Raw genomic sequence first — 21,842 nt, forward strand, 5'->3', positions numbered from 1 at the left:
TTGTTAAAGGTTATGATTCCAGTATGTAAGTGCTATAGTCGCGCAGTATATTACGCTGGATATATCACAGCAGAGCTTCTGCCTCCTTAAGATGCTGGCTGATTTCTTTTGATTTACCATTAGTGAGGCTTTCAGCTCTTTCCAGCAATTTAATGCCTTCTGCTACCTTGCCCTTTTGCACTAAAATCCAGCCATAGGTATCAAGAACGCCTGGGCTGTTTGGGACTGTCGCATAAGCCTGACTGGCGGTTTCTTCTGCTCGCTCATCCCCTTTTTCATAATATAGCCAAGCCAGATTATTCAGGGCGATACCATCTTTAGGGTTCAACTTGATAGCCCGGCCATACAGATCGGCGGCGGCGTTGTTATCACCGTCTTTCTGAAACTCTATAGCTTTAAGCGTAACCGGGTTAGAGCTCTGCGGGATTTTACTTATCCAGTCATCCAGTAGGCTCATGGCCTTTTCAGCGTTGCCGGATTTTTTCAAAATCGTATAGTAAAGCGAACCTATGCGCCCAGAGGGAGATTGTTCCCAGGCCTTTTGTATATGGCTGATTGCCTCTGGCCACTGCTGTTGTTCGGCACGTACCTGAGCTTTGAAATACTTCCCGGCAACGCTGCCTTGCTCGCTTTGCTCTATTTGCTCAGCAATTTTCATGGCTTCATCAAAATTTTGTGCTTGTATTTCAAGCTTGATCAGTTCAGCCTGAAGGATGCCATTATTGGGGGCTAATACGATGGCCTTCGATAGCCGGTTGCGACCAGTGGCAATATCCCCGTCAGCCAAAGAGCGCAGTGATTGGGTTCTGTAAATATTGATGGCTGTGGATCGGGTGTAGTTTGATATTGGTTTGCTATCTATAGCGCTATCGGCAAATTTCAGGGCCATTTCACCCTGGTTTTCGATAGCGTAATATTCGGCTAGCACTGTATGCAGGGTGCTGTTATCTGGCGAGGCTTCGGCTTCAGTGCTTAGTTCACTGATAACTTTATCGCCATCATTGTTAAGTTGGTAGCCAGTGATAAGCCCTTTGTAACCAGCGGTACTGGGTTTTACAGCCAATGATTTGCGGAAATTATTAATGGCTTTAGAGGGTTTTTTCTCAGCCAGCTGTAATTGACCGAGAGCTAATAATGCGGCTGCATTATCAGGAGCAAGGCTAATAGTCTTGTTTAGGTTCTTCTCGGCAGCAGCCAGATCTTTGTTAATGGAGTTAATCCGCGCAGCTTGTAAATAGGCCTTTGGATCTTCCGGGTTTTGTTGGATAAAGCGGTTGTTGAGTTGTAAGGCTTTATCCTGTTCACCATTGTTCAATAGTGCGTTGATATAATCATCTTTGATATCCTGACTGTTGGGCGCTTTTTCCAGGGCGGCATTATATTGTGCGTAGGCCTGCTCGTTTTTATCCAGAGCCAGATAATGGCGGGCTAGTATGGTGTGTAATTTGTAGCGTGTAGGGTCAATCGCCAATGCTTTTTGTAAGGCCAGCGCTGCGCGTGTATCCGTGTTGTCGATATTTAATAGTGCCAGACCATAGACTGCCTGGATGCCAGCATCTTCAGGGTGTGATAACAGGGCTTTTTCCAGTAGTTCGACGGCTTGCTTGGGCTTTCTCAGTCGTAATTGTGTCAGTGCTGTCGAGCTAATTGCCTGGCTGCTTGATGTTTCTGCATCAATATTTTCCTCAAGTAATTTGCCAGCTTCTTCCAAGTCCCCTTGCTGCAAATTGATGATGCCCAGTAACATACCACTCATGCTGTTGCCTGGGTTATTTTCATAAAGCTCTATCAGAAGTTCTTCAGCTTGTTCGATATCCCCTGATTGATAGAGGCCGAGAGCTTCGTTGTATTGCTGTCTGGCTTGGTGGGCTTCCGGGTTGGCCTCGGCCAGAATTTTGGTATAGATCAGGCTTTCGCTGGGGCGCCCAAGCTCCGTTAGCGTTTGGGCCAGTCTCGACAGTACTGTTGACTTGAGGCTTGTCATGATGTCAGTTTCTGGCAAATGTTGTAGAGCCTGGGTGAGGTAGTTTTCTGTGTCGTCTAGCTGATTATCCAAATAGGCAAGCTCTGCTTTATAGAGCAGAGCTTCCGGGTTGTTGGGATCTTGCTGAAGTAGTTTATTCAGTGCCAGATTGGCGCTTTGATTTTTTTGATTTCTTAATTGCAGCTGGATATAAGCTAGTTGTGCTTCAGCATTGCTTGCGTCTTTGGCGAGTAGGTCAAGGTATATTTTTTCAGCGCTCTCAACATGGTTGAGGCCTCCCTCGATACGCGCTCGGACCAGCATGGCCTCGATGGATTGTTGGTCGGTATTCTCCAGCATCTTGCTGGCAGATTGATACTTCCCGACCTGTGAGTAGGCTTTGGCTAGTGGCAGGCTCACCTCATTAGTATAGGTCTCTGATAAGGGTTCCAATGTTTTGATGACTGCAGGGCTACTGCCCAGGTTGCTATAAATTGTTGCCAGAACCAAGTGGCCCTGTGCTGAATCCGGTGAATACTTGATGACATTGCGTGCTTCGATAATGGCGGCACGATATTGCCCTTGCGACATGTAGGAGGCAGAGGTTTTTTTGTGAATTTCTGCTTGTTTGGCGTTGTCAGCTGCCGGGTCGGAGCATCCTGTAAATATCAGGCTGGCTGAAAGTAGTGTGACGTAAAGGTAGTTCCTGATATACGTTGTAGTCATAGATCTATTCATTGATAGTTAATCTCCGCAGTCCAGTTTGCTGATTGCTAGTTTTTAATTGGTCATTTGGCTGTTAGGCCGTGATGTTATATTTTTTTACCAGGTCATATAGTGTCGGTCGTGTTACCCCTAATAATTTGGCTGCGGCAGAATAGTTGCCATCAGTCATTGAGAGCGCTCTATTAATGGCGCTCTTTTCTGCATCCTGGCGAACCTGGCGCAGGTTAATAGAAAAGCTTTCTACGGCTTCAATGGTTAAATCATCGGGGTTAATATGCTTGGTGTCGCACATGATAATGGCGCGTTTAATTTTGTTTTCCATTTCACGGATATTGCCCGGCCAGGGGTAGGATTCAATGGCCTGAGTAGCTTCAGTAGAAAAACCCGTTACCTTGCTTTTTTGATCTGCTGTCATTGTCTCCAGGAAGTGTCGGGCCAATAAAATCTTATCGCCTTCACGTTCTCTTAATGGTGGAATGTTAATGACCATTTCACAGATGCGGTAATATAAATCTTCCCGGAAGGTGCCTTCTGCCACCATTTCTTCGAGGTTCTTATTGGTTGCGCAAACGACTCTGACATCAACCGGTAGTTCTTCCCGTCCACCCACTCGTTCGATAACCCGCTCCTGTAAAAAACGCAGCAGTTTGGCTTGTAAGGGTAAAGGCATATCGCCTATTTCATCGAGAAAGAGGGTGCCTTCCTGGGCGACTTCTACTTTACCGATGGTTTGTTTGTTGGCGCCTGTAAAGGCTCCTTTCTCATAGCCGAACAGTTCGCTTTCCATGAGGTTTTCAGGGACGGCGGCGCAGTTAATGGCGACAAAACGTTTGTCTTTACGCGGGCTGATATTGTGAATGGCTTTAGCAAAAACTTCTTTACCGGTTCCGCTTTCACCTAACAGTGTGGTGGTGACAGTGGTTGGGGCAACTTTTTCAATGGTGCTGCAAATCCGCAACATTTGTGGGTCGGTAGCGATAATGCCGTTAAGGGGAGAGGTTTGCTGGCTGTGCAGTTTTCTATTCTGCTCTTCCAGGGTATACATTTGATAGGCGCGTTGCACTATCAAATCCAGTGTCTCCGTATTGATGGGCTTTTGGTAAAAATCGTAAGCACCCAGAGCAACAGCTCTGACGGCATTTTCGTAATCATGGTTGCCGGTGACAACAATGATTTTCGATGACGGCGAAATACTGCTGACCTCCTGCACGGTTTTAAAACCTTCTTCCACCCCTTCTTCGTCGGGTGGCAGGCCGAGGTCTTGCAATATCACAGCGGGTTCATGTTGCCTGACCGCTGCGATCGCGGATTCCCGATCTCCGGCAATAACCACATTGTAAGCGTCAAAGTGCCAGCGTAGTTGGCTTTGCAGGCCAGCATCATCTTCAACGATTAGCAGTGTTTTTTCAGTTTCTTTACTCATAAGTCATTCTTAGTCATTTATAAAGCGCTAGCGGGAATGGAAATGGTGAAGGTTGACCCTTCACCGAGTATGCTGTCGACAGTGATACTACCACCCAGGTCTGAGATAAACTCCTGAGTTTGATAAACACCTATACCCATACCTTTGCCTGATTTGGTGGTATCAAAGGGCTTGAATAAGCGGTGGCGGATAAACTCTTTATCCATACCCGTGCCATTGTCTTCGATCGTAATAATGGCATTTTTTTCCTCTTGGCGTAAAGTGACATCCACGAATCCTGAGCTATCCGTCGCCTCCTGGGCATTTTTAATGATATTCGCTAACACCATGATTAAGTGGTCCTGATCGGCCACGACTTTGATATCTTTGCTTTCCAGTCGCAATGAAGGGGAAGGCTTGTTGTCCTGGCATTTTTTAGCGGCTTCCATCAGCACCTTATGCAGTTGCAGGCTTTTTATTTCGCTGGCTTCCTGTTGCTGTAATTTGCGCAGTAGATTGCTCATTCTACTGACGGAGTTATCAATCGTTTTGATGGCATCTTCGACAAAGGCCGGGTTTTCTTTATGCTTGGCTGCATTTTCCACCACCAGCGCCTGCTGGGCGATGAGGTTTTTAAGGTCGTGCATAATAAAGGCCGTTAGCTTATTAAAGGCGTCAAATTGCTTGGAGCGGGCCAGTTGTTCGGCAGCTTCGTGGCGGTCCAGATAGCTGGCAACTTGTCGGCCAACGGTTTTAAGCAGGTCCAGATCTTCCCAGGTAAGTGAGGCATCCTGCTTGGATTGTTTTAATACCATAAAACCTAACAGGTCTTTTTCCGTGAGCAGTGGCATAACCAACCATAGGTCAGGAATTTCATAGATCCATGATGGCAGTTGGCTGTTGGCCTCGCCCATGGAGGCGCGGTCCGAGCCGTGAGGTGAAAATACCCACTCCTGTTCTATCATCAATTTGCAGAAGGGGCTGTCGATGCTTTCGGTCATAGCTGCATCGATATTTTCCATATTATAGGTTTGCACGGGGCGATAAGCGCCATTGCTTTGCAGCCAAAGGCTGCCGCCCTCGCTTTTGAAGATGGAGGCAACCACCTTGATGGCCCGTTCGTGGAAGTTGTCCTGGGCTGTGGGTTGGGCGAGTGAGCTAATCAGGCCCAGCCACTCGGCACGGTAATCATATTTGTGGCGGAAGAAGTGCTTATTGATCCAGACATTAATACGCGAGCGAATAGTGCTGGAGACGAATAGGGCGACGATGGAGAGGATTGCGCCAAACAGCACTGCTACCTGTACCAGACTTCCCCAGCGGCCGCCATAAAGTTGCACGTAGTAGCCACCGATAGCAATCAGGGCAAGAAACCCGCCAGCCACCGACATACTGGTGGTATAAAAGGCCACTGGGCGCGATACCGATAGTGTGGATCGTTGTGCTTTTTGTGAGGTCAGTGTCAGCGAGCCCAGTAGCAGTGCCAGCGCTGCCAGGCCATTAATGGCGCCACGTGATTGCCAGAGTCCAAGGTCGATTTGATTGAAAATCAGGCTGTATGAAAACAGGTAAATATCGTAGGCAAACAGCGCCCCAATGCCCACACTGATCAATTTCATTAAGCGCTGCTGGCTGGTGTTTCGGTAGAGTTGCTCAACGGAGACCAGACCAACAATAGACAGAACCAGGTTGTTCCAGATCAATAGATTGCTGTCTTGTATTAATGGGCTTTTGATAAAGGTAAGCAGCAGGATAAGAGCGAGGCTACTTAGCCATAGCCCGTTGATGGTGTAGCGAAACTTGAGTTCCAGCTTTTGTCCCAGAGTGTATTGCAGTGAAGCCAGTAGTGCTGCTATCCAGGCGCCATAGCGAAGCGTTTCCAGTACCAGCAGGTATTCACGTTGCAGGGTAAAGTCCTGGTAATTGGCGGCGATTGCCACGTTCCAGAGGGTCGAGGTTGCGCTGGCAATAATTAAAGAATAGTGGGTGAGTTTTACCTTCCACAAATAGGCAAAAGCAATCGTGAGTAATGCGAATGACGCGCCACCTCCAGAGTAGCTGATATAGGCGATGTAGTTTTCCTGCATAGTGGCGGCTTAATCTTATGAATGGACGTCAATGATTCCAAACGCTGTTGAGCCCCAATATGCCCTGGGCTGCTATAAAAGCGTCAGCATGAATTATAGCTGCTTAAGTTGATATTGCTGTGTTGTGGGGAAGAAATGGTATTTTTTACAGAATAGAAAAAGCGCTGTTTTACGCCAGCGCTTAATAGGGCTTAGACAGCGCTGGATGATTGGTTGTTATTTAATCTATCGAGTACATTGCCCATGGCGCGGTCAAACAAATTGCCTTTTTCCAAAATGGTTGCGCGTCCCGCTTGCATATCACAGGCGAAGTCTTTGCGCTGTCTTTCGAGCGCTTTAAAGCCGAAGCGATTGACAAACACATAGGTGTCAGAGGATTCAATTCTTGAGGCGAGTTTGCAGCGGGTAAGCTTGCCTGTTTTGGGGTCTTCAAACGACAGCCAGGTCTGTATGGGCAGCTGCTCCGCTTTGCGGATATATTCATACGTTAGCTGCTTGTAGCGCGCTTGCTGGCGCTCTACGCCGGTCATATCCTGCCAGCTTTTGCTGCCGCTGCCTGGAATATGGCCAAGGGTTTCTGCCTGACTGGTGCTTAGTGGTCTGATGATAACGTCGCTTTGATCTGATGAGTGCAGTTCGTCCAGCGTGCTCTCCAGATTGGCTATAGTCTCGTCTGCTGCTTCGCGGGTAGCCGCAATTTGTGTCATGCCTTCGCTAATACGGTTTAGTAGGTCGGGCTTGATTTTCTGATAGCGGGCTTGAGATTTAGAGTCGTTGTGGGCGTGACTGGCCCAAATAAGGTCATCAACCAATTGGGTGGCGTCAATCCATTCTGGGCTTTCATCACCGTGTTTAAGGTGAGACATAACCAGCAGGTTGAGCCAGTGCTCGGTGAGAAATTCGCTGATTTTTTCTGGTAGTGCGGCAGCTTCGAGTTTTTCAAACATCACTTTTTGCGCCATCATCCGGGCCAGTTTGGTTCTGGCCTGGCCTTCGGCAGCTTGTCCGGTGCGTTTTTCGATTAAGGCTGACTTGTGCTCAGTTTGCTGAATAAACTTGTCCAGCTCATTCAGTTTATCAATAAATATCTGGTCGTTGTTATTGTACTCTTCATTGATTTCCTGGGTGATTTTGGTAATCAATGAGAATAGTCTGTCGCGCTGTGGCTGTGTTGATTCATCCCAGCCAATACTGGCCTCTGCAATGGCGTTGATTAATTGGCGTGCAGGATGGGAGCCTTTATTGAAAAAGGTTTTGTCGTTTAAAGCCACTTTTAAAATAGGAATTTGCAGCCGGCTGATCAGTGCCTGAACGGCCATCGGTAGATTGCTATCGTCCAATACAAAGTCAAAAAACATGGCAACCAGATTAATCACATCGTCATCGGGCTGCTGCACGGCCTTGGCAGGGGCGTCGTCAGCTTCAGCCAGAATGCTATCGATAACCTGGCGCAGGTTTTCTGCCAATTGCAGTTCCTGATTGACCGGTGGCGGAACAATGCTCTGTTGAATGGTGGTCAGCAATTGCAGCAGGTCGTTATTTGAGACGGTTGGCCCAGCATTACTTGAGTAGGCGGTGTAATTGGGAATAAGGCTTTCGATAATCTCCGGGCTTTGCTGCCTGACAGATGTCAGCAGGTTACTTAGCTCTGCGAAGTCGAACTCAACACTTTGTTGAGAGTTTGTTGCGGTGCTTGTTGCGCGGTCGCTTTGGCCCTGGTTTTGCTGGGCGTTGTTTTTGGCATAGCCACGGGTATTGGGTAGCACTCCTGCTTCAATTAGCAGGTTGTTCGCCGAAGAGTAGACCGTGGCCAGCTTTGACACTAACAGGCGGTCAAACTGCTTAAACAAAATGATGCGCGCTTTGATATTGAGGTCCAGCATTTTGCAGGCGTCGGCAAAGTAATGGCAAATCTGCTGGGGGTCCATCGGATTGTTTTGATCATTAATGGTGGTGTTCGGCATTAAATAATCAAATCTTAAATTCAGGTGGTAGAGGCTTTCCTGACAATTAACCTGAGCTTTACTTACCATGCTGGCGATAGCAACATCCTGTTCAAGAATATCGTTTTGCACCAGGCTTAGGCTGTTGTGGTCGCTATTGGCCATGGTGTTGAGGCCAGAGGATAGAGCGCTGGTTTTGGCGCTTGTGGCAATTTGATGAAAGCCCGCTTCGATTTCACCTTTGAAAGAGGCCATAACGCCGTGCTTTTTAAGGCGTACTTCGCGCATGGATTCAAAATAAAGATTTTGCTCGCTATTGGTCGCTGCTCGGCTGGACAGGTCAAAAAACAGGTCGTCACAGGAGCTGAACAGGTTTTCCAGATGGGCGAGTAATATTGATGTTGAATTGTCTTTGATCTGGCGCAGCAATACCGGGATTTCAGCAGAGCTGCTGTTATCGGGGGCTGCCTGTATATGATCAGAGTCTTTCTTCATCGTCGACGTCGTAATTCGTAAAGTTAAGCCAGGTGGCTAAATAGGGTCTCTATAGGTACGTATTAGCCAGCCCGTTAGATGCCATTGCATAGTCGCAGGTATAAATAGTTACTCAGCAAGATTTATGCCTTAACTATCTACAACTTTTTGGTAATTTTCAACAAACATTCAATGTTTTTTTAAGTGCTTGTTATTTAATGATTTAATCGTCATTTGGTGATTTGATATAGTATTGGCTTGTAAGCCTAAGTGGTTGAATTATAGTCGCAATAGTTGTGTATATTGGGCTATTTGTAAAAAAAGCCGACAACTTATCCGGTTATTCTGTGACTGCTGCGCAGGGGGGGGTATGAGGTTTGTATCAGGCGTTTCTGGCGACTGCCAGCTCTGCTAGCCGAACCAGCGACTCTTTATAAGGGCTTTCAGGGCAGTTGTCGATGACGGCAGCGGCGGCCTTGCTCTTGGCCATTGCCAGTTGCTTGGTATAAGTCAGTGCATCGCAGCGTTGTACCGCGGCGACAACCTCTTCCAGTTGTGCAAGGCTTTTGTTGCTGATGGCGCTATGAATCAGTGCGGCGTCGGCCTTGCTGCCCTGTTTCATGGTATAGATTAAGGGCAGGGTGGGTTTGCCTTCTGCCAGGTCATCCCCTACATTTTTTCCCATTTCGCCGGCGTTGCCTTCGTAATCCAGCACGTCATCAATCAGTTGAAAGGCCAGTCCAAGGTCCAGCCCATATTGGTAGAAACGGTCTATTTCTTCCTGCTCTGAGCCCGCCAGAATGGCGCCACAGGCAGTTGCAGCAGCGAATAGCACCGCAGTCTTATTTTTGATGACCTGAAAATAGTCCTGTTCAGTGGTGTTTGGATCGCCGGCTTTGGTCAGTTGTAACACTTCTCCTTCAGCAATGGTGTTGGTCACTTCAGCCATCAGTGTCATTACCTCCATATTGCCGATAGATACCAGCAGTTGGAAGGCGCGGGTATACAGGAAGTCTCCCACCAGCACGCTGGGGGCGTTACCCCATTCTGCATTGGCCGTTGGCCGGCCCCGGCGCAGGGTGGAGATGTCCACAACGTCATCGTGCAGCAGGGTCGCGGTATGAATAAACTCAATCACCGCAGCCAGCGTCAGATGGTCTTTGTTCAGGTTGCCACAGGCGCCGCCGCTGATCAGTGCCAACATAGGCCGCATGCGCTTGCCGCCAGCATCGACAATATAGTGGCCAATATTTTCGACCAGGGGGACATTGGATTGAAGCTGGTCGATAATAAGCTGATTGACGGCTTCAAACTCGTTGGCGACGACCTTACGGACCTGTTGCATGACTATATTCGGTGCCTGGCTAGCGGATGGTGATGCTATTCCTTATTGAATAGCGGGAGCCGCATGCTAGGGCGCTGTCTGGATTGTGTCAAGCGGGCTTGGGGGGCTTCTGATCTCTGGCCAGTGGATTGGTTTTTAACCGCTTTAAGGGCTTGTTCTCAGCTCTGAACTACCGTAGAATGCGCCTCCCAAATCTGAACCTGACCTGTTTATGGAATTCCTGGTAATTCCTTGGGCTTGGCGGGATTGGTGCCTGGACTTGTCCCAGAGGTATTCGTTGTCATGGTGATGATTGATACAACTGGCGGAAAGACTGAATGTAAGACCTATTTGCAAGCAGGCCAAAATAGTGGAGTAAAACTATGTACGCTGTAATTGAAAGCGGTGGTAAACAGCACCGTGTTAAAGAGGGTGAAACCCTCAAGTTGGAAAAAATTGAAGTCGCCATTGGTGAGTCGATTGATTTCGATAAAGTATTAATGGTTGGCGAAGGTGAGAGTGCTAAAATTGGCGCGCCTTACGTTGATGGTGGAAAAGTGACTGCTGAGGTTATTGATCAGGCCCGTCACAAGAAAGTGAAAATCATGAAGTTCCGTCGTCGTAAACATTCTATGAAGCAGGCTGGTCATCGTCAGTGGTACACTGAAGTTAAGATCACCGCGATCAAAGGTTAAGAGACTAACGAGGAGAAGTAATAATGGCTCATAAAAAAGCAGGTGGTAGTACTCGTAACGGTCGCGATTCTAACGCCAAACGCTTAGGTGTTAAGCGTTTTGGTGGTCAAGATGTATTGGCTGGCAATATCCTGGTTCGTCAGCGTGGCACACGTTTCCACGCCGGTGAAAATGTTGGTCTGGGTGTTGATCACACATTGTTTGCCAAGGCAGACGGTGTTGTTAAATTTGAAGTGAAAGGCCCGAAAAACCGCAAATATATCAGCGTTGTTTCTGCCTAAGCACGAGCAGGTTAGTTAAAAAGCCTCGTCTTATGACGGGGCTTTTTTATGGGTGAAGATTATTTTTATCACCTTGCAGGGTTACCACTGAGCGGCCAGGTCGTTCATCTACTATTATCTAATCACGTTTACTCATGATGTCGAAAGCGGAGAAAGGGCATGAAATTTGTCGATGAAGCCAGTATTAAGGTGCAGGCCGGCAATGGCGGCAATGGCGCGCTTAGCTTTCGCCGTGAAAAATATGTGGCCGAAGGTGGGCCCGATGGTGGAGATGGCGGTGATGGCGGCAGCGTTTGGTTGCAGGCTGATTATTCGGTGAATACCATGGTGGACTACCGCTACCAGCGTTTCTACCGAGCGGAGAATGGCGAGGGTGGCAGGGGTAGAAATTGTACGGGCAAAGGCGGGGATGATTTAACCCTTAATGTGCCTGTCGGTACCACCATTATTGATGATGATACCCAGGAAGTGCTGGGTGATTTGGCGGAGCATGGCCAGCGTATCAAGGTTGCTCAGGGCGGTTTCCATGGTCTGGGTAATACCCGGTTTAAATCCAGTACCAATCGGGCACCGAGACAAACCAAGCCGGGCTCGGAAGGCGAATGCCGCAATCTGCGTATGGAGTTAAAAGTGCTGGCGGATGTCGGGTTGCTGGGGCTGCCCAATGCTGGTAAATCGACCTTTATTCGCGCGGTTTCTTCCGCCAAGCCCAAAGTCGCAGGTTATCCATTTACTACTTTGGTACCCAATTTGGGGGTGGTAAAAGTACAGGCGCATCGCAGCTTTGTGGTAGCGGATATTCCCGGTTTGATTGAAGGTGCTTCAGACGGTGCTGGCTTGGGTATACGCTTTTTAAAGCATCTAACAAGAACCCGTTTACTGTTACATATCGTTGATATGGCACCCTTTGATGGCAGTGACCCCGCTGAGGCGGTGCAGTCTATCATCACTGAGTTGGAGCGGTTTAGCCCGACCTTACATCAGCGCGACCGGTGGTTGGTACTCAATAAAATGGACCTGCTGCCGGAAGATGAGCGCGAGCAGCGCAGCCAGCAAGTGATTGATGCGTTGAATTGGCAGGGGCCGGTGTATTCCATTGCCGCTATTAGTAAGTTGGGTGTAGACCCTATTTGCGGCGATATTATGGCCTATTTGGAAGAATGCGCTGAGAGAGAGCTGGAAGACCCGGAATTGGCGGTTAAAGAATCTGAGATTCAAAGCCGTATGCAAGAAGAGTCGCGGCTGCGAATTCAGGAGCTGGCCGCAGCGCGCAAGGCTGCCAGAGCGGCTAAGCAGCAAGGCCTGGATGATGAAGATGATTGGGATGACGACGATTACGACGTTGAGGTGGTTTACGAGCCTTGAGTAAGCAGATGAATACACAACAATCAGTAGAAAAACCGCAGCGCTGGGTAGTCAAAATTGGCAGTGCTTTGCTGACCGCCAATGGTAAAGGCCTTGATATGGCGGCTATTGCTGATTGGACGGCACAGATGGCTCAGTTGCGCCAACAGGGCATAGAGTTGGTGTTAGTGTCTTCTGGTGCAGTGGCGGTGGGTATGAGTCGTTTGGGCTGGACTGAGCGCCCCCATGCGCTACATGATTTACAGGCGGCGGCGGCGCTGGGCCAGATGGGTCTGGTGCAGGCCTATGAGTCTTGTTTCCAGAAGTTTGGTCTGCATACTGCTCAGGTGTTGTTAGGTCATGATGATATCTCTGCGCGCGACCGCTACTTAAATGCCAGAGGGACTTTGACCACACTGCTAAAGCTTGGGGTCATTCCTGTCGTCAATGAAAATGACACGGTAGTAACCGATGAGATTCGTTTTGGTGATAATGATACTTTGGCTGCTCTGGTAGCCAATCTTATCGATGCCGATCGTCTGGTGATATTGACTGATCAGGACGGTCTCTATAATGCAGACCCTCGCAGCAATCCGGACGCCAGGTTGGTGACCGAGGCGGCTGTTGATGATGTGAGTCTGGAGCAGATGGCTGGCGGCAGTGCAGGTGCCCTGGGGCGCGGTGGTATGGTGACCAAGATCAGGGCGGCAAAATTGGCTGCCCGCTCAGGAGCTAATACGGTTATTGTGGGTGGGGCGCTGGATGAGGTGTTGTTGCGTTTGTCGTTGCAGCAGTCGCTGGGGACCCTATTAAAGGCCGGGCGTCGCCCTCTGGTTGCCCGTAAGCAGTGGTTGGCGGGTATGTCCCGGGTTAACGGTGTGGTGCAATTGGATGATGGCGCGGTGAAGGTGTTGCGTGAGTCCGGGCGCAGTTTATTGCCGGTAGGGGTGAGAGCAGTATCCGGGTCTTTCGGTCGTGGAGATCTGGTATCTTGTACCGATGCTGGCGGCCATGAGATTGCCCGTGGTCTGGTTAATTATAATGTCTTTGATGCGCAGCAGATTATTGGCAAGGGTAGTGAGCAAATTGAAGATATTCTGGGTTACCGGTGTGAAGAAGAGCTTATTCACAGGGATAACCTGGTACTGGTGTAGGGTGCCTGGCGTGGTTTTAGATAAAAGCTACAGGCGTAAAAAAACCGGCATTAGCCGGTTTTTTTGCTTCTGGGCTGAGTAATTACGCAGCCAGAGCTTTGACCTGTGTGTTCAGGCGGCTCTTATGACGAGCAGCTTTATTCTTATGAATAATGCCCTTGTCTGCCATGCGGTCGATAACGGGCACGGCTGCTGCGTAAGCGGCTGTCGCTTCTTCAGCGTTGCCAGTGGCAATAGCGGCCAGTACTTTCTTGATGGAGGTACGAACAACTGAGCGAAGGCTGGCATTGTGCTGGCGACGCTTCTCGGCCTGACGGGCGCGTTTTTTGGCTTGTGGTGAATTCGCCATTGTATAAATCCTGTGTCAAATAGTGATCCCCTGCAGACAGATGTTGAAAACAGGAGTGGAAATTTAGGAGGCGGGATTATTCCTTGTTCTACGCCCTATGTCAACCGTGTTGCCCCGCTAATTAGCGGTTTTCTTTGCCGGCGGCGGCTATGAGGGTCAGTTGTAGTGACTTTACCCGATTTACCTTCGGTAAGCCGTATCCAGTGATGTTTTTTGTCGTTTATTACAGCCAATAAATGTAACTAATTGGCCGTTTGTAACGGCCGATCCCTTGCGGCTGGGCTTGCCGGCTGTCAAGAAAATTATTGCCAACTTTTTACTTATGAAGTCGCTCTCGTTTGGCGCTAAGCTTTAGTCATGTTAATCAACTAGTTAATCGTTTTTGCTATGAAGTGTTTGAGTCATTTAATCACCTTATTGGTACTGGCCTTATCAACCTCTCTGGGCTGGGCATCGTGTCAGCAGTCTGCCGCACCCGGTATGCCTAATCCTGATATGGCTAGTGAATACGAAATGTTACAGGCGCAGATTGCGGTCAAAAATTACCTGGCAACGCAAGAGCAGTATTTAAACTGTGTGCAAAGTAGCCGCAAACATAACCAAATTATCGATCGTATGCATGAAATTGCCGATCAATATAATCGTAAGGCAAGGCGCTATAAGGCGCGGATGGAATCACAGGATATGATTACTGAACTTGCGTTACTGGATCTCTCGATCTAAGCCTTTCACGTAGCTCTCCCCTCGTGAGCAGGAGCCACCTTTGGTGGCTCCTTTTTTATTGCCTATTGATCAGTAATGTTATCCAATCACTGCAGACTTTTTTGATAGGAATACTGTGCATGTCTGAAACTCTATTCAAGGCCCCCGAGGGCCACCATATACCGTTTAAAGGAACTCCAAATTTCCGAGACTATGGCGGTTATACAACTATCGATGGTCGCAGCGTCAAGCGACGCCAGTTATTTCGCTCCGGCCAGTTGTCTAAGTTGACGGAGGTTGACCAGCAGCAATTAGCTGGCTTGGATATTCGCCTGGTATTTGATTTCAGGCGTGATGAGGAGAGGCAGCAAGACCCCAGTCTGTTTCCCCTATCTGCGCAGCCTGAAACGGTAGCGCTGCCGATTCATCCAGGCAGTGCTATTGGTTTTTTAGAGAGTATCGCCAGTGGCAATATGGGCAGTGAGAAAATGGCCAGCTTTATGTGTGCGATTAATCAAGAATTTGTCTTTGACCAAGCTGACAAATATCGCCAGATGTTTTGCTGTTTATTAGATCATGCTGAGGGGGGCTCTTTGGTGCATTGTGCAGCGGGTAAAGATCGCACGGGCTTTGCGGCGGCGATGATGTTATCTGCACTGGGTGTGCCCCGGGAAACCATTTTTGCCGACTATATGTTGACCGCAGATTATGTGTTGGTGGACAAAGAGATTGCCAGGGTGAGTAAGAAATATCAGTGGCAGGGTGAGCCCGATGTGATGCGACCTTTGCTGGAAGTGCGGCGGGATTATTTACAGTCAGCTTTCGATATGATTGATAAGCAATTCCCGACGATTGAGAATTACCTGCAAGATGTTTTAGGGGTGGGTTTGGCGGAAAGGGATTGGCTGCAAGCACGCTATCTCGAATAGCTTTTTTTGATCAAGTATTACTGTTGCTGTTTTTGCTTGCGCTTATCTTTTGTGGCTGTATGGATGGTCTGTTGCAGTCGCTGATAGTGAAGGTTTTGCAGATAAAAATGCACTGGCAGGCTGTTCGGGTCCTGCTGTTGATTGGAGTCTACTGTGGGTTTGGCTGTTAGCAACTCTGGCTGGTTAAGCTGTAGGGTAAAGCTTAAGTTGGGGCTGCCATCTTTGTGTTCAAAGGAAGGGCTTGGGGTGCCTGGCTCATAATAGTTATCGAGAATCTGCATGGTTTGCATACCTGATAGTTAATGAGGATAAGTGTTGCTGTCAGTGTTTAAGTGTAGCCCCAAAAGGGTTTGTTTGTCTGCTTTTCCCGGGCGAAAAAAAACCAGCCTGGTGAATACTTGGCTGGTTTTTCAGGCCTGCGGCTAACTATCCGTTTTGGATATTAGGCTTTACAGGCTTTCTTAGCGGCTTTGATCTGCTTTTTGTGGCAGTTTTCTAGCGACTCACTACCTACACACCATTTCTTACGGTTATCCCAAGCCGTCAGTGGCTGCTTTTGGCCGTTTGAGCATTTAACGATATAGCTAGCGTAATCCACGCCGTCAGGAGTTTTGCCATCGGATTCAAACGTGATGCTGGTGGGCTTAGCTGCGGTTGCGCTTAAAGAAAATGCGACTAACGTGGTGCTTAAAGCGATAGAGAGATATTTTTTCATGCCGAATTCATTGTCCCAGGTTTGTTTTAAATTTGTGCGCGAATTCTATCATCAGATTAATTGTTTACCAATTACCTGTGGGTATATTGGTAATAAGTTACCCTAATATTTTTGGGTTGGTCCTGGCGTGGGGGTTTTCTTACTAAGTATTTGATTCTAAATGACTATTTTTTTTAAGCTGGCGATCCAAAACAGGGGCGAGGGCGACGATTTCGATTAAAGAATTGTTAAGATGGAGGGGCGGTGGGCTTGAGCTATCAATCAGCAAAAACACAGCTGGTTTTTACTGATTGATTGAGGGTGTTTTATCAGGCAATGCCAGCAAGGACCAGAGCGACGCCTAGAATAGCCAGGGCGATAGATTCCTTTGCTAAATCCAGCCGGAATAGCGCATAACAATAAGACAATGGTGGCAGCAGCACCGTACAAAGCCCCCAGGTAAAATCTTCTTTTGAGCTGGTGATAAACAAGGTGACCCAGCTGGTTAGCAGGGCAGCTGCACCAAAGGTGATAAAGAGAGCGGGCATTGATTCCATAATTAACTCCGTTAGTTTGGTATTCTTTTTTTGAATACTAGCATGGAGTTATGGGGGTGACGATATTGATAGTGTGTTACACCAATAAAAAAGGCCAGCCGATATGGCTGACCTGTTTTATTTGGTAGCGGGGGCCAGATTTGAACTGACGACCTTTAGCGGCTGCGCCGGATATAGTAGAGACCGATGATCGGGCTTCTCTCTAGCTAACGTATTTGAAATTGGTAGCGGGGGCCAGATTTGAACTGACGACCTTCGGGTTATGAGCCCGACGAGCTACCAGGCTGCTCCACCCCGCATCAATACGCTCTGTCGAAACAACCTTGGCGGTTGTTAAGCAAGGCGCGCATCATAGGGATATGCGGTGAGGTCGTCAAGTCTATTTATCGGTTGTGGGTTAAAAAGATAATAGAGGGTACCTATTCCAGTGTTGGTTATTTCCGGTGGTTAGAATTTACCCGTAGAGTGGCTGGCTAATATGTCGTCAATTCACTATGGGTAAGGATACATCATGATAAAAAACCACTTCGCCTTCTGCTGCTTACCGCATGTCTATCGGTGTTTTTTTAGGGCTATCTGGTCTTTCAAAATAACCTGGGAGCTAATGACTAATCAGCGTATTTCCGGTATGGTTCGCGCCAATAATATTTTTATCTAAAGGTACTTAAAGGCATGGGCCAGTTCGCCGATATTCGTCCCTACAATGATGAGGAAGTGGCTTCCGTCTTAACCGGTCTGATAGCTGATGACGAGTTAATAGCTGCGGTTGCCAGTCTTAAACTGGGTGCATGGCATAAACCGTTATCATGGTTGATTTACCCTCTTATTCGCTGGGTGCTATCGCGCCAGTTGCGGGGCATAACCACCGTAGAAGATTTTCAGCATGTCGTTAAAGGTTATATGGACGGCATGATCGAGAAAACCACGACCGGTTTTACCGTCTCAGGTCTGGATGCACTTGATCCGGCAAAGCCCTATTTGTTTATGAGCAACCATCGCGACATCACGATGGACCCGGCCTTTGTGACCTATGCCCTCTACCACAATAATCACGATACGGCGCGTATAGCGATTGGTGATAATCTTTTAACCAAGCCCTATGTGTCTGACCTGATGCGTTTAAATAAGAGCTTTATTGTTAAGCGTTCTGCCAAGGGCCCGCGCCAGATCCTGGCGGCCTATAAAATGTTGTCCAGCTATATTCGTCACTCTATTGAAGAAGATAATAATCCGATTTGGATTGCCCAGCGTGAAGGTCGCGCCAAAGACGGCAATGACCGCACTGAGCCAGCGATTATAAAAATGCTGGCAATGAGTCAAAAAAAACAATCGGAAAGCTTGTCTGATTACATCAATCAATTACATATCGTGCCGGTATCCATTTCCTATGAGCTGGACCCTTGCGATGGTGCCAAGGCCAAAGAGCTCTATGAAACGGCGGCCTATGGCGAATATAAAAAAGACGAGCATGAAGATGTTGAGTCTATCGCCAAAGGTATTGCTGGCAATAAAGGCAATGTGCATGTTTCTTTTGGTACCCCCTTGGAGGGTGATTTCGCCAATGCTGATGCGGTGGCGGAGGCCATAGATCGTCAGGTTGTTGGCAACTATGTATTACATACCAGCAACTTCTTTGCCTATAAATTATTACATGGCCACTATCCAGACGGTGTGCATTCCAGTGATGGCCAGGCGTTTTCTGAACTGGCTCTGGCAGCGGGTGAGACGGCCTTTAAGCAGCGTATAGATTCCCTGCCAACTGAGCATAGAGAATTTGCCTTGGGTATTTATGCCAATACCATTGACCGCAAACAACAGTTCTCTGCATAGTCCCCCGCCATGTTAACTGATGCCATCAAAGCCTCGATCCAATCGGCCTATACTTCCCTGCTCGATAGCAAAGAGCTCAAGGCGCGCTATGGCCAGCGATTAATGATTGCTGAAGTAGCCCGTACGTTAACCGCTAAAAACGACCAGGAAGATACACCGGTTTGCGTGGTGGAAGCGGGAACCGGCACCGGTAAAACCATTGCTTATACCGTTGCTGCTGTACCTATTGCTCAGGCGCTGGAAAAAACCCTGGTTATTTCAACAGCCACCGTTGCCCTGCAAGAACAGATTATTCATAAAGACCTGCCTGATATTTTGCACCATAGTGACCTGTCATTTAATTTTGCTTTGGCAAAAGGGCGAGGGCGTTATTTATGTCTCTCAAAATTAGATGCGGTATTGCAAGACAGTCATGCTAACAGTGAAGCCATGGCGCTGTATCCTGATGAGCAACAGGCGCAGGTGGATACGCAAACCTTGAATGTCTATCAGGATATGCTGACTGCACTGGGTGCTGGTGATTGGGATGGTGATCGCGATGCATGGTCACAGGAATTGGACGTGCCAGTATGGTCGCGAGTCACCACGGATCACGCGCAATGTACGGGACGGCGCTGCGCGAATATTAGTCAGTGTTGTTTTTATAAAGGGCGCGAACAATTAAGCACTGTGGATGTGATTGTTACCAACCACGATCTGGTGCTGGCCGATTTGTCTCTGGGCGGCGGCGCTATTTTGCCGGCCCCTGAAGACTGTATTTATATTTTTGATGAAGGACATCATCTGCCGGATAAGGCGATTAATCACTTTTCGCAGTTTAGCCGTGTCCGCTCGACCGAGCGCTGGTTAGATCAGGGTATGAAGGTATTGGCCAAAGCTGCTCCGGAACTGGGTAATGCTGCCGGCATTGGTCGACACTTGCAAGCACTGCCCCCCGTTATGGAAACCTTAAAACAGCATCTGGGTATGCTATTTAATAGTCTGGAGTCGATGGTTAGTGTTGAGCCTGATCGTCGAGGTTCTGTTCCGGCGCATCGCTTTGAACAAGGGTTGGTACCCGATGCGTTAAGAGTCCAGGCAACTGAGCTTGCCCGGCAATATCGCAGTATGCAGGATGCTCTGGATGGCAGTTGTAAACTATTGGAAGAAGCCATGGAGGATGCTGAGCATGCGATTCCCAAGGCGTTTGCTGAAACCTGGTTTCCGCCCCTGTCGATGTTGCGGGGGCGCGCTGAGGCAAACTATTCACTGTGGTCTGATTATAGTCATGGCAATGTGGTCGACGACCCACCTCGCGGGCGCTGGATTGCCGTGGTGGAAGGTGCCGGCGGCAATCTGGATTTTGAGGTGTCGAGTAGCCCGATTTTAGCGGCCAATACCTTGACTCATTATTTATGGAACCGCTGCTACGGTGCGGTTGTGACATCGGCAACCTTAACGGCGCTGGGTGGCTTTGATCGGTTTAAAATGCGTGCAGGTACGCCAGAGCAAACCAATTATGCCGTTGTGCCCAGCCCCTTTAATTTTACCGAGGCGGGCGAACTGGTGATCCCCAGAATGCCCTGTGAGCCTTCAGATGCTGAAGCCCATACCGAAGCCTTGATTGATATGTTGCCGGAGTTGCTCAGCCCTAAAGAGGGCAGCCTGGTGCTGTTTGCTTCGCGGCGGCAAATGGAGCAGGTGTTTGAGGGCATTAAGCTGGAGTGGCAGCAGCGTATTATTATGCAGGGTCATTACCCCAAGCATGAGGTGTTAAGAATGCATAAAAAAGCGGTGGATGCCGGTGATGGCAGTGTGATCTTTGGGCTGGCGAGTTTTGCTGAGGGCGTTGATTTGCCCGGTTTGTATTGTACCCATGTGGTTATTGCCAAAATCCCTTTTGCGGTGCCGGACCAGCCGGTTGAATCGGCCCTGGCGGAGTGGATAGAAAGCCGTGGCGGCAATGCTTTTATGGATATGTCGGTGCCTGATGCGGCGTTAAAATTGGTTCAGGCCAGTGGTCGCCTGCTGCGCACTGAAACGGATAGTGGCAAAGTGACGTTGTTGGATCGCCGGGTGGTTAGCAAGCGTTATGGTCAGGCTATGTTAGATTCGCTGCCGCCATTTACGCGCAAGGTGATGTAAGCCAATATGTCTAAAGCCGTTGAGCTATCGTCGTTATTGATGGATGTTGAAGCGCAATTACGCCAGCTGGGGTTGTGGCAAACTGAAGCGCCATCGGCTGAGGCGCTGGCCAGCACTGAGCCTTTTTGTATTGATACCCTAAGTTTTCCCCAGTGGCTGCAATTTATATTTTTAGCCCGGCTTTATTCCATGATTTCCTTGCAGCAAGCGTTGCCCACCAGTTGCAGTATTGCCCCTATGGCTGATGAATACTTTAAGTCGTCTGAGCACAATGTAACGGCTTTATTGGCGATATTGGAGCAAATAGATCAGTTGCTATCGAGCTAAAAAGCCGCGTCATCTTCGCTTAGTGTCGTGACGTTGACGTCCCCGGAGTGATCGATGCTGCAGACAAAAATAATTGGCTTGCAGCAGACATAACAGTCTTCCGTATAGTGCGTATCACCTTCGCTGCTATCAATCAGTGCCTCAAATTGTTCGCCGCAGTAGGGGCAAAAAACCTGCCGGCTGATCAGCTCGTGGTGCAAGGTGCTTAAGCGTCCTGGTTACTGAGGTCAGTTTCAACGGATAAATACATTCTAACCAGGTGAGCCAGAGAGTTGGCATTCAGCTTTTCCATGACCCTGGCGCGATGAATTTCAACGGTGCGCTGGCTGATATCCAGTTCAATGGCAATCACCTTATTGGCTTTGCCTTCTACCATCAGTTGCATTACGTCCCGTTCCCTTGGGGTGAGTTCACCCATGCCCCCAAGAATCACCTGCTTCTGTTGCAGGCTATCGCGGTTTTCTTGATCGAGGGTCATCGCCTGGTTGATTTTGTCGAGTAATTCCTGCTCACGGTAGGGCTTTTGCACAAAATCCACAGCACCTTGCTGCATGGCTTCTACGGCCATCGGCACATCGCCATGGCCGGTGACAAAAATAATGGGCAGGATGGAGTTAATATCATTAAGCTTGCGTTGCAGTTCCATGCCGTTCATGCCCGGCATGCGGATATCCAGCACAATACAACCGGCCATATCCTGAGTGTAAGCCTCCAGGAAATTATCAGCGCTTTCAAAAGCTTGAACCTGGTGCCCAATGGACTCCAGCATCATTTGTAGTGAGTCCCTTACGGCGTCATCATCCTCGACAACATGAACACGTGCAGTTATATCCATCTTGAGTGCTCCAGCATACTGGTGATTAATTTATAGTTATCATTGATATATATGGTATTTTGCAGCTCCAGTAAAGTCTTATATGCGCATTTATAGGTATAT

Annotated in this window: 20 protein-coding genes and 1 tRNA gene; 9 read left to right on the top strand and 12 right to left on the bottom strand. The window is 48.5% G+C overall.

The genetic code is table 11. The features are described from left to right. Positions 1 to 64: 64 nt before the first annotated feature. The 5 genes from BST96_RS10550 to BST96_RS10570 all read right to left on the bottom strand — a co-directional run bounded on the left by BST96_RS10550 (position 65) and on the right by BST96_RS10570 (position 9,940). Complete coding sequence (locus tag BST96_RS10550; protein ID WP_169713965.1) at positions 65 to 2,689, bottom strand: tetratricopeptide repeat protein; 2,625 nt, start codon at positions 2,687 to 2,689, stop codon at positions 65 to 67. A gap of 73 nt (positions 2,690 to 2,762) precedes the next feature. Then, a complete protein-coding gene (gene prsR / locus BST96_RS10555) occupies positions 2,763 to 4,112 on the bottom strand; it encodes a PEP-CTERM-box response regulator transcription factor (protein ID WP_085758671.1) in 1,350 nt (449 codons plus the stop codon). 17 nt (positions 4,113 to 4,129) lie between these two features. After that, positions 4,130 to 6,178, bottom strand: coding sequence for an XrtA/PEP-CTERM system histidine kinase PrsK (gene prsK / locus BST96_RS10560; RefSeq protein WP_085758672.1), 2,049 nt, complete (start codon positions 6,176 to 6,178; stop codon positions 4,130 to 4,132). 191 nt (positions 6,179 to 6,369) lie between these two features. Next, positions 6,370 to 8,616, bottom strand: a complete 2,247-nt coding sequence (locus tag BST96_RS10565; RefSeq protein ID WP_085758673.1) for a DUF1631 domain-containing protein — start codon at positions 8,614 to 8,616, stop codon at positions 6,370 to 6,372. 361 nt (positions 8,617 to 8,977) lie between these two features. Next, the gene (locus tag BST96_RS10570) at positions 8,978 to 9,940 is read right to left on the bottom strand and encodes a polyprenyl synthetase family protein (RefSeq protein WP_085758674.1); all 963 of its coding nucleotides are present in this window, start codon (positions 9,938 to 9,940) and stop codon (positions 8,978 to 8,980) included. A gap of 362 nt (positions 9,941 to 10,302) precedes the next feature. On the opposite strand from BST96_RS10570, the gene rplU reads away from it, so the two are divergent. The 4 genes from rplU (at position 10,303) to proB (ending at position 13,393) form a co-directional block, all read left to right on the top strand. After that, positions 10,303 to 10,614: a 50S ribosomal protein L21 gene (rplU, locus tag BST96_RS10575; protein ID WP_085758675.1), complete on the top strand. Its 312-nt coding sequence runs from the start codon at positions 10,303 to 10,305 to the stop codon at positions 10,612 to 10,614. Positions 10,615 to 10,637: 23 nt separating this feature from the next. Further along, positions 10,638 to 10,895 (top strand): 50S ribosomal protein L27, encoded by a 258-nt coding sequence (gene rpmA, locus BST96_RS10580; protein WP_085758676.1) that lies wholly within the window; start codon positions 10,638 to 10,640, stop codon positions 10,893 to 10,895. Between the two features lie 159 nt (positions 10,896 to 11,054). Beyond that, on the top strand, positions 11,055 to 12,260 hold the full coding sequence (gene cgtA / locus BST96_RS10585) for an Obg family GTPase CgtA (RefSeq protein WP_085758677.1): 1,206 nt from the start codon (positions 11,055 to 11,057) through the stop codon (positions 12,258 to 12,260). Between the two features lie 8 nt (positions 12,261 to 12,268). Beyond that, entirely contained in the window at positions 12,269 to 13,393 is a 1,125-nt protein-coding gene (gene proB / locus BST96_RS10590; protein ID WP_085758678.1) for a glutamate 5-kinase, read from the top strand. 82 nt (positions 13,394 to 13,475) lie between these two features. Here the strand turns inward: proB and rpsT are convergent, their stop codons facing one another. After that, positions 13,476 to 13,742: a 30S ribosomal protein S20 gene (rpsT, locus tag BST96_RS10595; RefSeq protein ID WP_085758679.1), complete on the bottom strand. Its 267-nt coding sequence runs from the start codon at positions 13,740 to 13,742 to the stop codon at positions 13,476 to 13,478. Between the two features lie 396 nt (positions 13,743 to 14,138). On the opposite strand from rpsT, the gene BST96_RS10600 reads away from it, so the two are divergent. Then, entirely contained in the window at positions 14,139 to 14,465 is a 327-nt protein-coding gene (locus BST96_RS10600; RefSeq protein WP_169713966.1) for a hypothetical protein, read from the top strand. A gap of 119 nt (positions 14,466 to 14,584) precedes the next feature. Beyond that, on the top strand, positions 14,585 to 15,373 hold the full coding sequence (locus tag BST96_RS10605; protein WP_085758681.1) for a tyrosine-protein phosphatase: 789 nt from the start codon (positions 14,585 to 14,587) through the stop codon (positions 15,371 to 15,373). A gap of 17 nt (positions 15,374 to 15,390) precedes the next feature. Here BST96_RS10605 and BST96_RS10610 read toward each other — a convergent pair whose 3' ends face one another. The 4 genes from BST96_RS10610 to BST96_RS10625 all read right to left on the bottom strand — a co-directional run bounded on the left by BST96_RS10610 (position 15,391) and on the right by BST96_RS10625 (position 16,923). Then, positions 15,391 to 15,654, bottom strand: coding sequence for a hypothetical protein (locus tag BST96_RS10610; RefSeq protein WP_085758682.1), 264 nt, complete (start codon positions 15,652 to 15,654; stop codon positions 15,391 to 15,393). A gap of 161 nt (positions 15,655 to 15,815) precedes the next feature. After that, positions 15,816 to 16,088 carry a hypothetical protein gene (locus BST96_RS10615; RefSeq protein ID WP_085758683.1) on the bottom strand — a complete coding sequence of 91 codons (273 nt, stop codon included), beginning with the start codon at positions 16,086 to 16,088 and terminating at the stop codon, positions 15,816 to 15,818. A 308-nt stretch (positions 16,089 to 16,396) separates the two neighbouring features. Then, complete coding sequence (locus BST96_RS10620) at positions 16,397 to 16,624, bottom strand: hypothetical protein (protein WP_085758684.1); 228 nt, start codon at positions 16,622 to 16,624, stop codon at positions 16,397 to 16,399. Positions 16,625 to 16,846: 222 nt separating this feature from the next. Next, positions 16,847 to 16,923: transfer RNA gene (locus BST96_RS10625), tRNA-Met, on the bottom strand. Positions 16,924 to 17,296: 373 nt separating this feature from the next. Between BST96_RS10625 and BST96_RS10630 the strand changes: the two genes are divergently transcribed. The 3 genes from BST96_RS10630 to BST96_RS10640 are packed head-to-tail and all read left to right on the top strand — an operon-like array spanning position 17,297 to position 20,905. After that, positions 17,297 to 18,454 carry a 1-acyl-sn-glycerol-3-phosphate acyltransferase gene (locus tag BST96_RS10630; protein WP_085758685.1) on the top strand — a complete coding sequence of 386 codons (1,158 nt, stop codon included), beginning with the start codon at positions 17,297 to 17,299 and terminating at the stop codon, positions 18,452 to 18,454. Between the two features lie 9 nt (positions 18,455 to 18,463). Beyond that, positions 18,464 to 20,578 (top strand): ATP-dependent DNA helicase DinG, encoded by a 2,115-nt coding sequence (dinG, locus tag BST96_RS10635; RefSeq protein ID WP_085758686.1) that lies wholly within the window; start codon positions 18,464 to 18,466, stop codon positions 20,576 to 20,578. Between the two features lie 6 nt (positions 20,579 to 20,584). Continuing rightward, a complete protein-coding gene (locus BST96_RS10640) occupies positions 20,585 to 20,905 on the top strand; it encodes a YqcC family protein (RefSeq protein ID WP_085758687.1) in 321 nt (106 codons plus the stop codon). On the opposite strand, the gene BST96_RS10645 is transcribed toward BST96_RS10640, so the two are convergent. Both BST96_RS10645 and BST96_RS10650 read right to left on the bottom strand, forming a co-directional pair. Then, positions 20,902 to 21,105: a CPXCG motif-containing cysteine-rich protein gene (locus BST96_RS10645; protein WP_085758688.1), complete on the bottom strand. Its 204-nt coding sequence runs from the start codon at positions 21,103 to 21,105 to the stop codon at positions 20,902 to 20,904. The genes BST96_RS10640 and BST96_RS10645 overlap by 4 nt on opposite strands. A 5-nt stretch (positions 21,106 to 21,110) precedes the next feature. Continuing rightward, positions 21,111 to 21,740, bottom strand: coding sequence for a response regulator transcription factor (locus tag BST96_RS10650; protein ID WP_085758689.1), 630 nt, complete (start codon positions 21,738 to 21,740; stop codon positions 21,111 to 21,113). Between the last annotated feature and the right edge of the window lie 102 nt (positions 21,741 to 21,842).

Origin of the sequence: Oceanicoccus sagamiensis (assembly GCF_002117105.1) — a bacterium.
Taxonomy (GTDB): Bacteria; Pseudomonadota; Gammaproteobacteria; order Pseudomonadales; family Dasaniaceae; genus Oceanicoccus; species Oceanicoccus sagamiensis.

Excerpts from the sequence above, each read along its gene's own strand:
- BST96_RS10610 (WP_085758682.1), bottom strand. The coding sequence starts at position 15,654 with ATGCAGATTCTCGATAACTATTATGAGCCAGGCACCCCAAGCCCTTCC.
- BST96_RS10615 (WP_085758683.1), bottom strand. The coding sequence starts at position 16,088 with ATGAAAAAATATCTCTCTATCGCTTTAAGCACCACGTTAGTCGCATTT.
- BST96_RS10650 (WP_085758689.1), bottom strand. The coding sequence starts at position 21,740 with ATGGATATAACTGCACGTGTTCATGTTGTCGAGGATGATGACGCCGTA.
- BST96_RS10565 (WP_085758673.1), bottom strand. The coding sequence starts at position 8,616 with ATGAAGAAAGACTCTGATCATATACAGGCAGCCCCCGATAACAGCAGC.
- cgtA (WP_085758677.1), top strand. The coding sequence starts at position 11,055 with ATGAAATTTGTCGATGAAGCCAGTATTAAGGTGCAGGCCGGCAATGGC.
- prsK (WP_085758672.1), bottom strand. The coding sequence starts at position 6,178 with ATGCAGGAAAACTACATCGCCTATATCAGCTACTCTGGAGGTGGCGCG.
- rpsT (WP_085758679.1), bottom strand. The coding sequence starts at position 13,742 with ATGGCGAATTCACCACAAGCCAAAAAACGCGCCCGTCAGGCCGAGAAG.
- BST96_RS10630 (WP_085758685.1), top strand. The coding sequence starts at position 17,297 with ATGGGCCAGTTCGCCGATATTCGTCCCTACAATGATGAGGAAGTGGCT.
- BST96_RS10605 (WP_085758681.1), top strand. The coding sequence starts at position 14,585 with ATGTCTGAAACTCTATTCAAGGCCCCCGAGGGCCACCATATACCGTTT.
- BST96_RS10550 (WP_169713965.1), bottom strand. The coding sequence starts at position 2,689 with ATGACTACAACGTATATCAGGAACTACCTTTACGTCACACTACTTTCA.
- prsR (WP_085758671.1), bottom strand. The coding sequence starts at position 4,112 with ATGAGTAAAGAAACTGAAAAAACACTGCTAATCGTTGAAGATGATGCT.
- rplU (WP_085758675.1), top strand. The coding sequence starts at position 10,303 with ATGTACGCTGTAATTGAAAGCGGTGGTAAACAGCACCGTGTTAAAGAG.
- dinG (WP_085758686.1), top strand. The coding sequence starts at position 18,464 with ATGTTAACTGATGCCATCAAAGCCTCGATCCAATCGGCCTATACTTCC.
- rpmA (WP_085758676.1), top strand. The coding sequence starts at position 10,638 with ATGGCTCATAAAAAAGCAGGTGGTAGTACTCGTAACGGTCGCGATTCT.
- BST96_RS10640 (WP_085758687.1), top strand. The coding sequence starts at position 20,585 with ATGTCTAAAGCCGTTGAGCTATCGTCGTTATTGATGGATGTTGAAGCG.
- BST96_RS10570 (WP_085758674.1), bottom strand. The coding sequence starts at position 9,940 with ATGCAACAGGTCCGTAAGGTCGTCGCCAACGAGTTTGAAGCCGTCAAT.
- BST96_RS10620 (WP_085758684.1), bottom strand. The coding sequence starts at position 16,624 with ATGGAATCAATGCCCGCTCTCTTTATCACCTTTGGTGCAGCTGCCCTG.
- proB (WP_085758678.1), top strand. The coding sequence starts at position 12,269 with ATGAATACACAACAATCAGTAGAAAAACCGCAGCGCTGGGTAGTCAAA.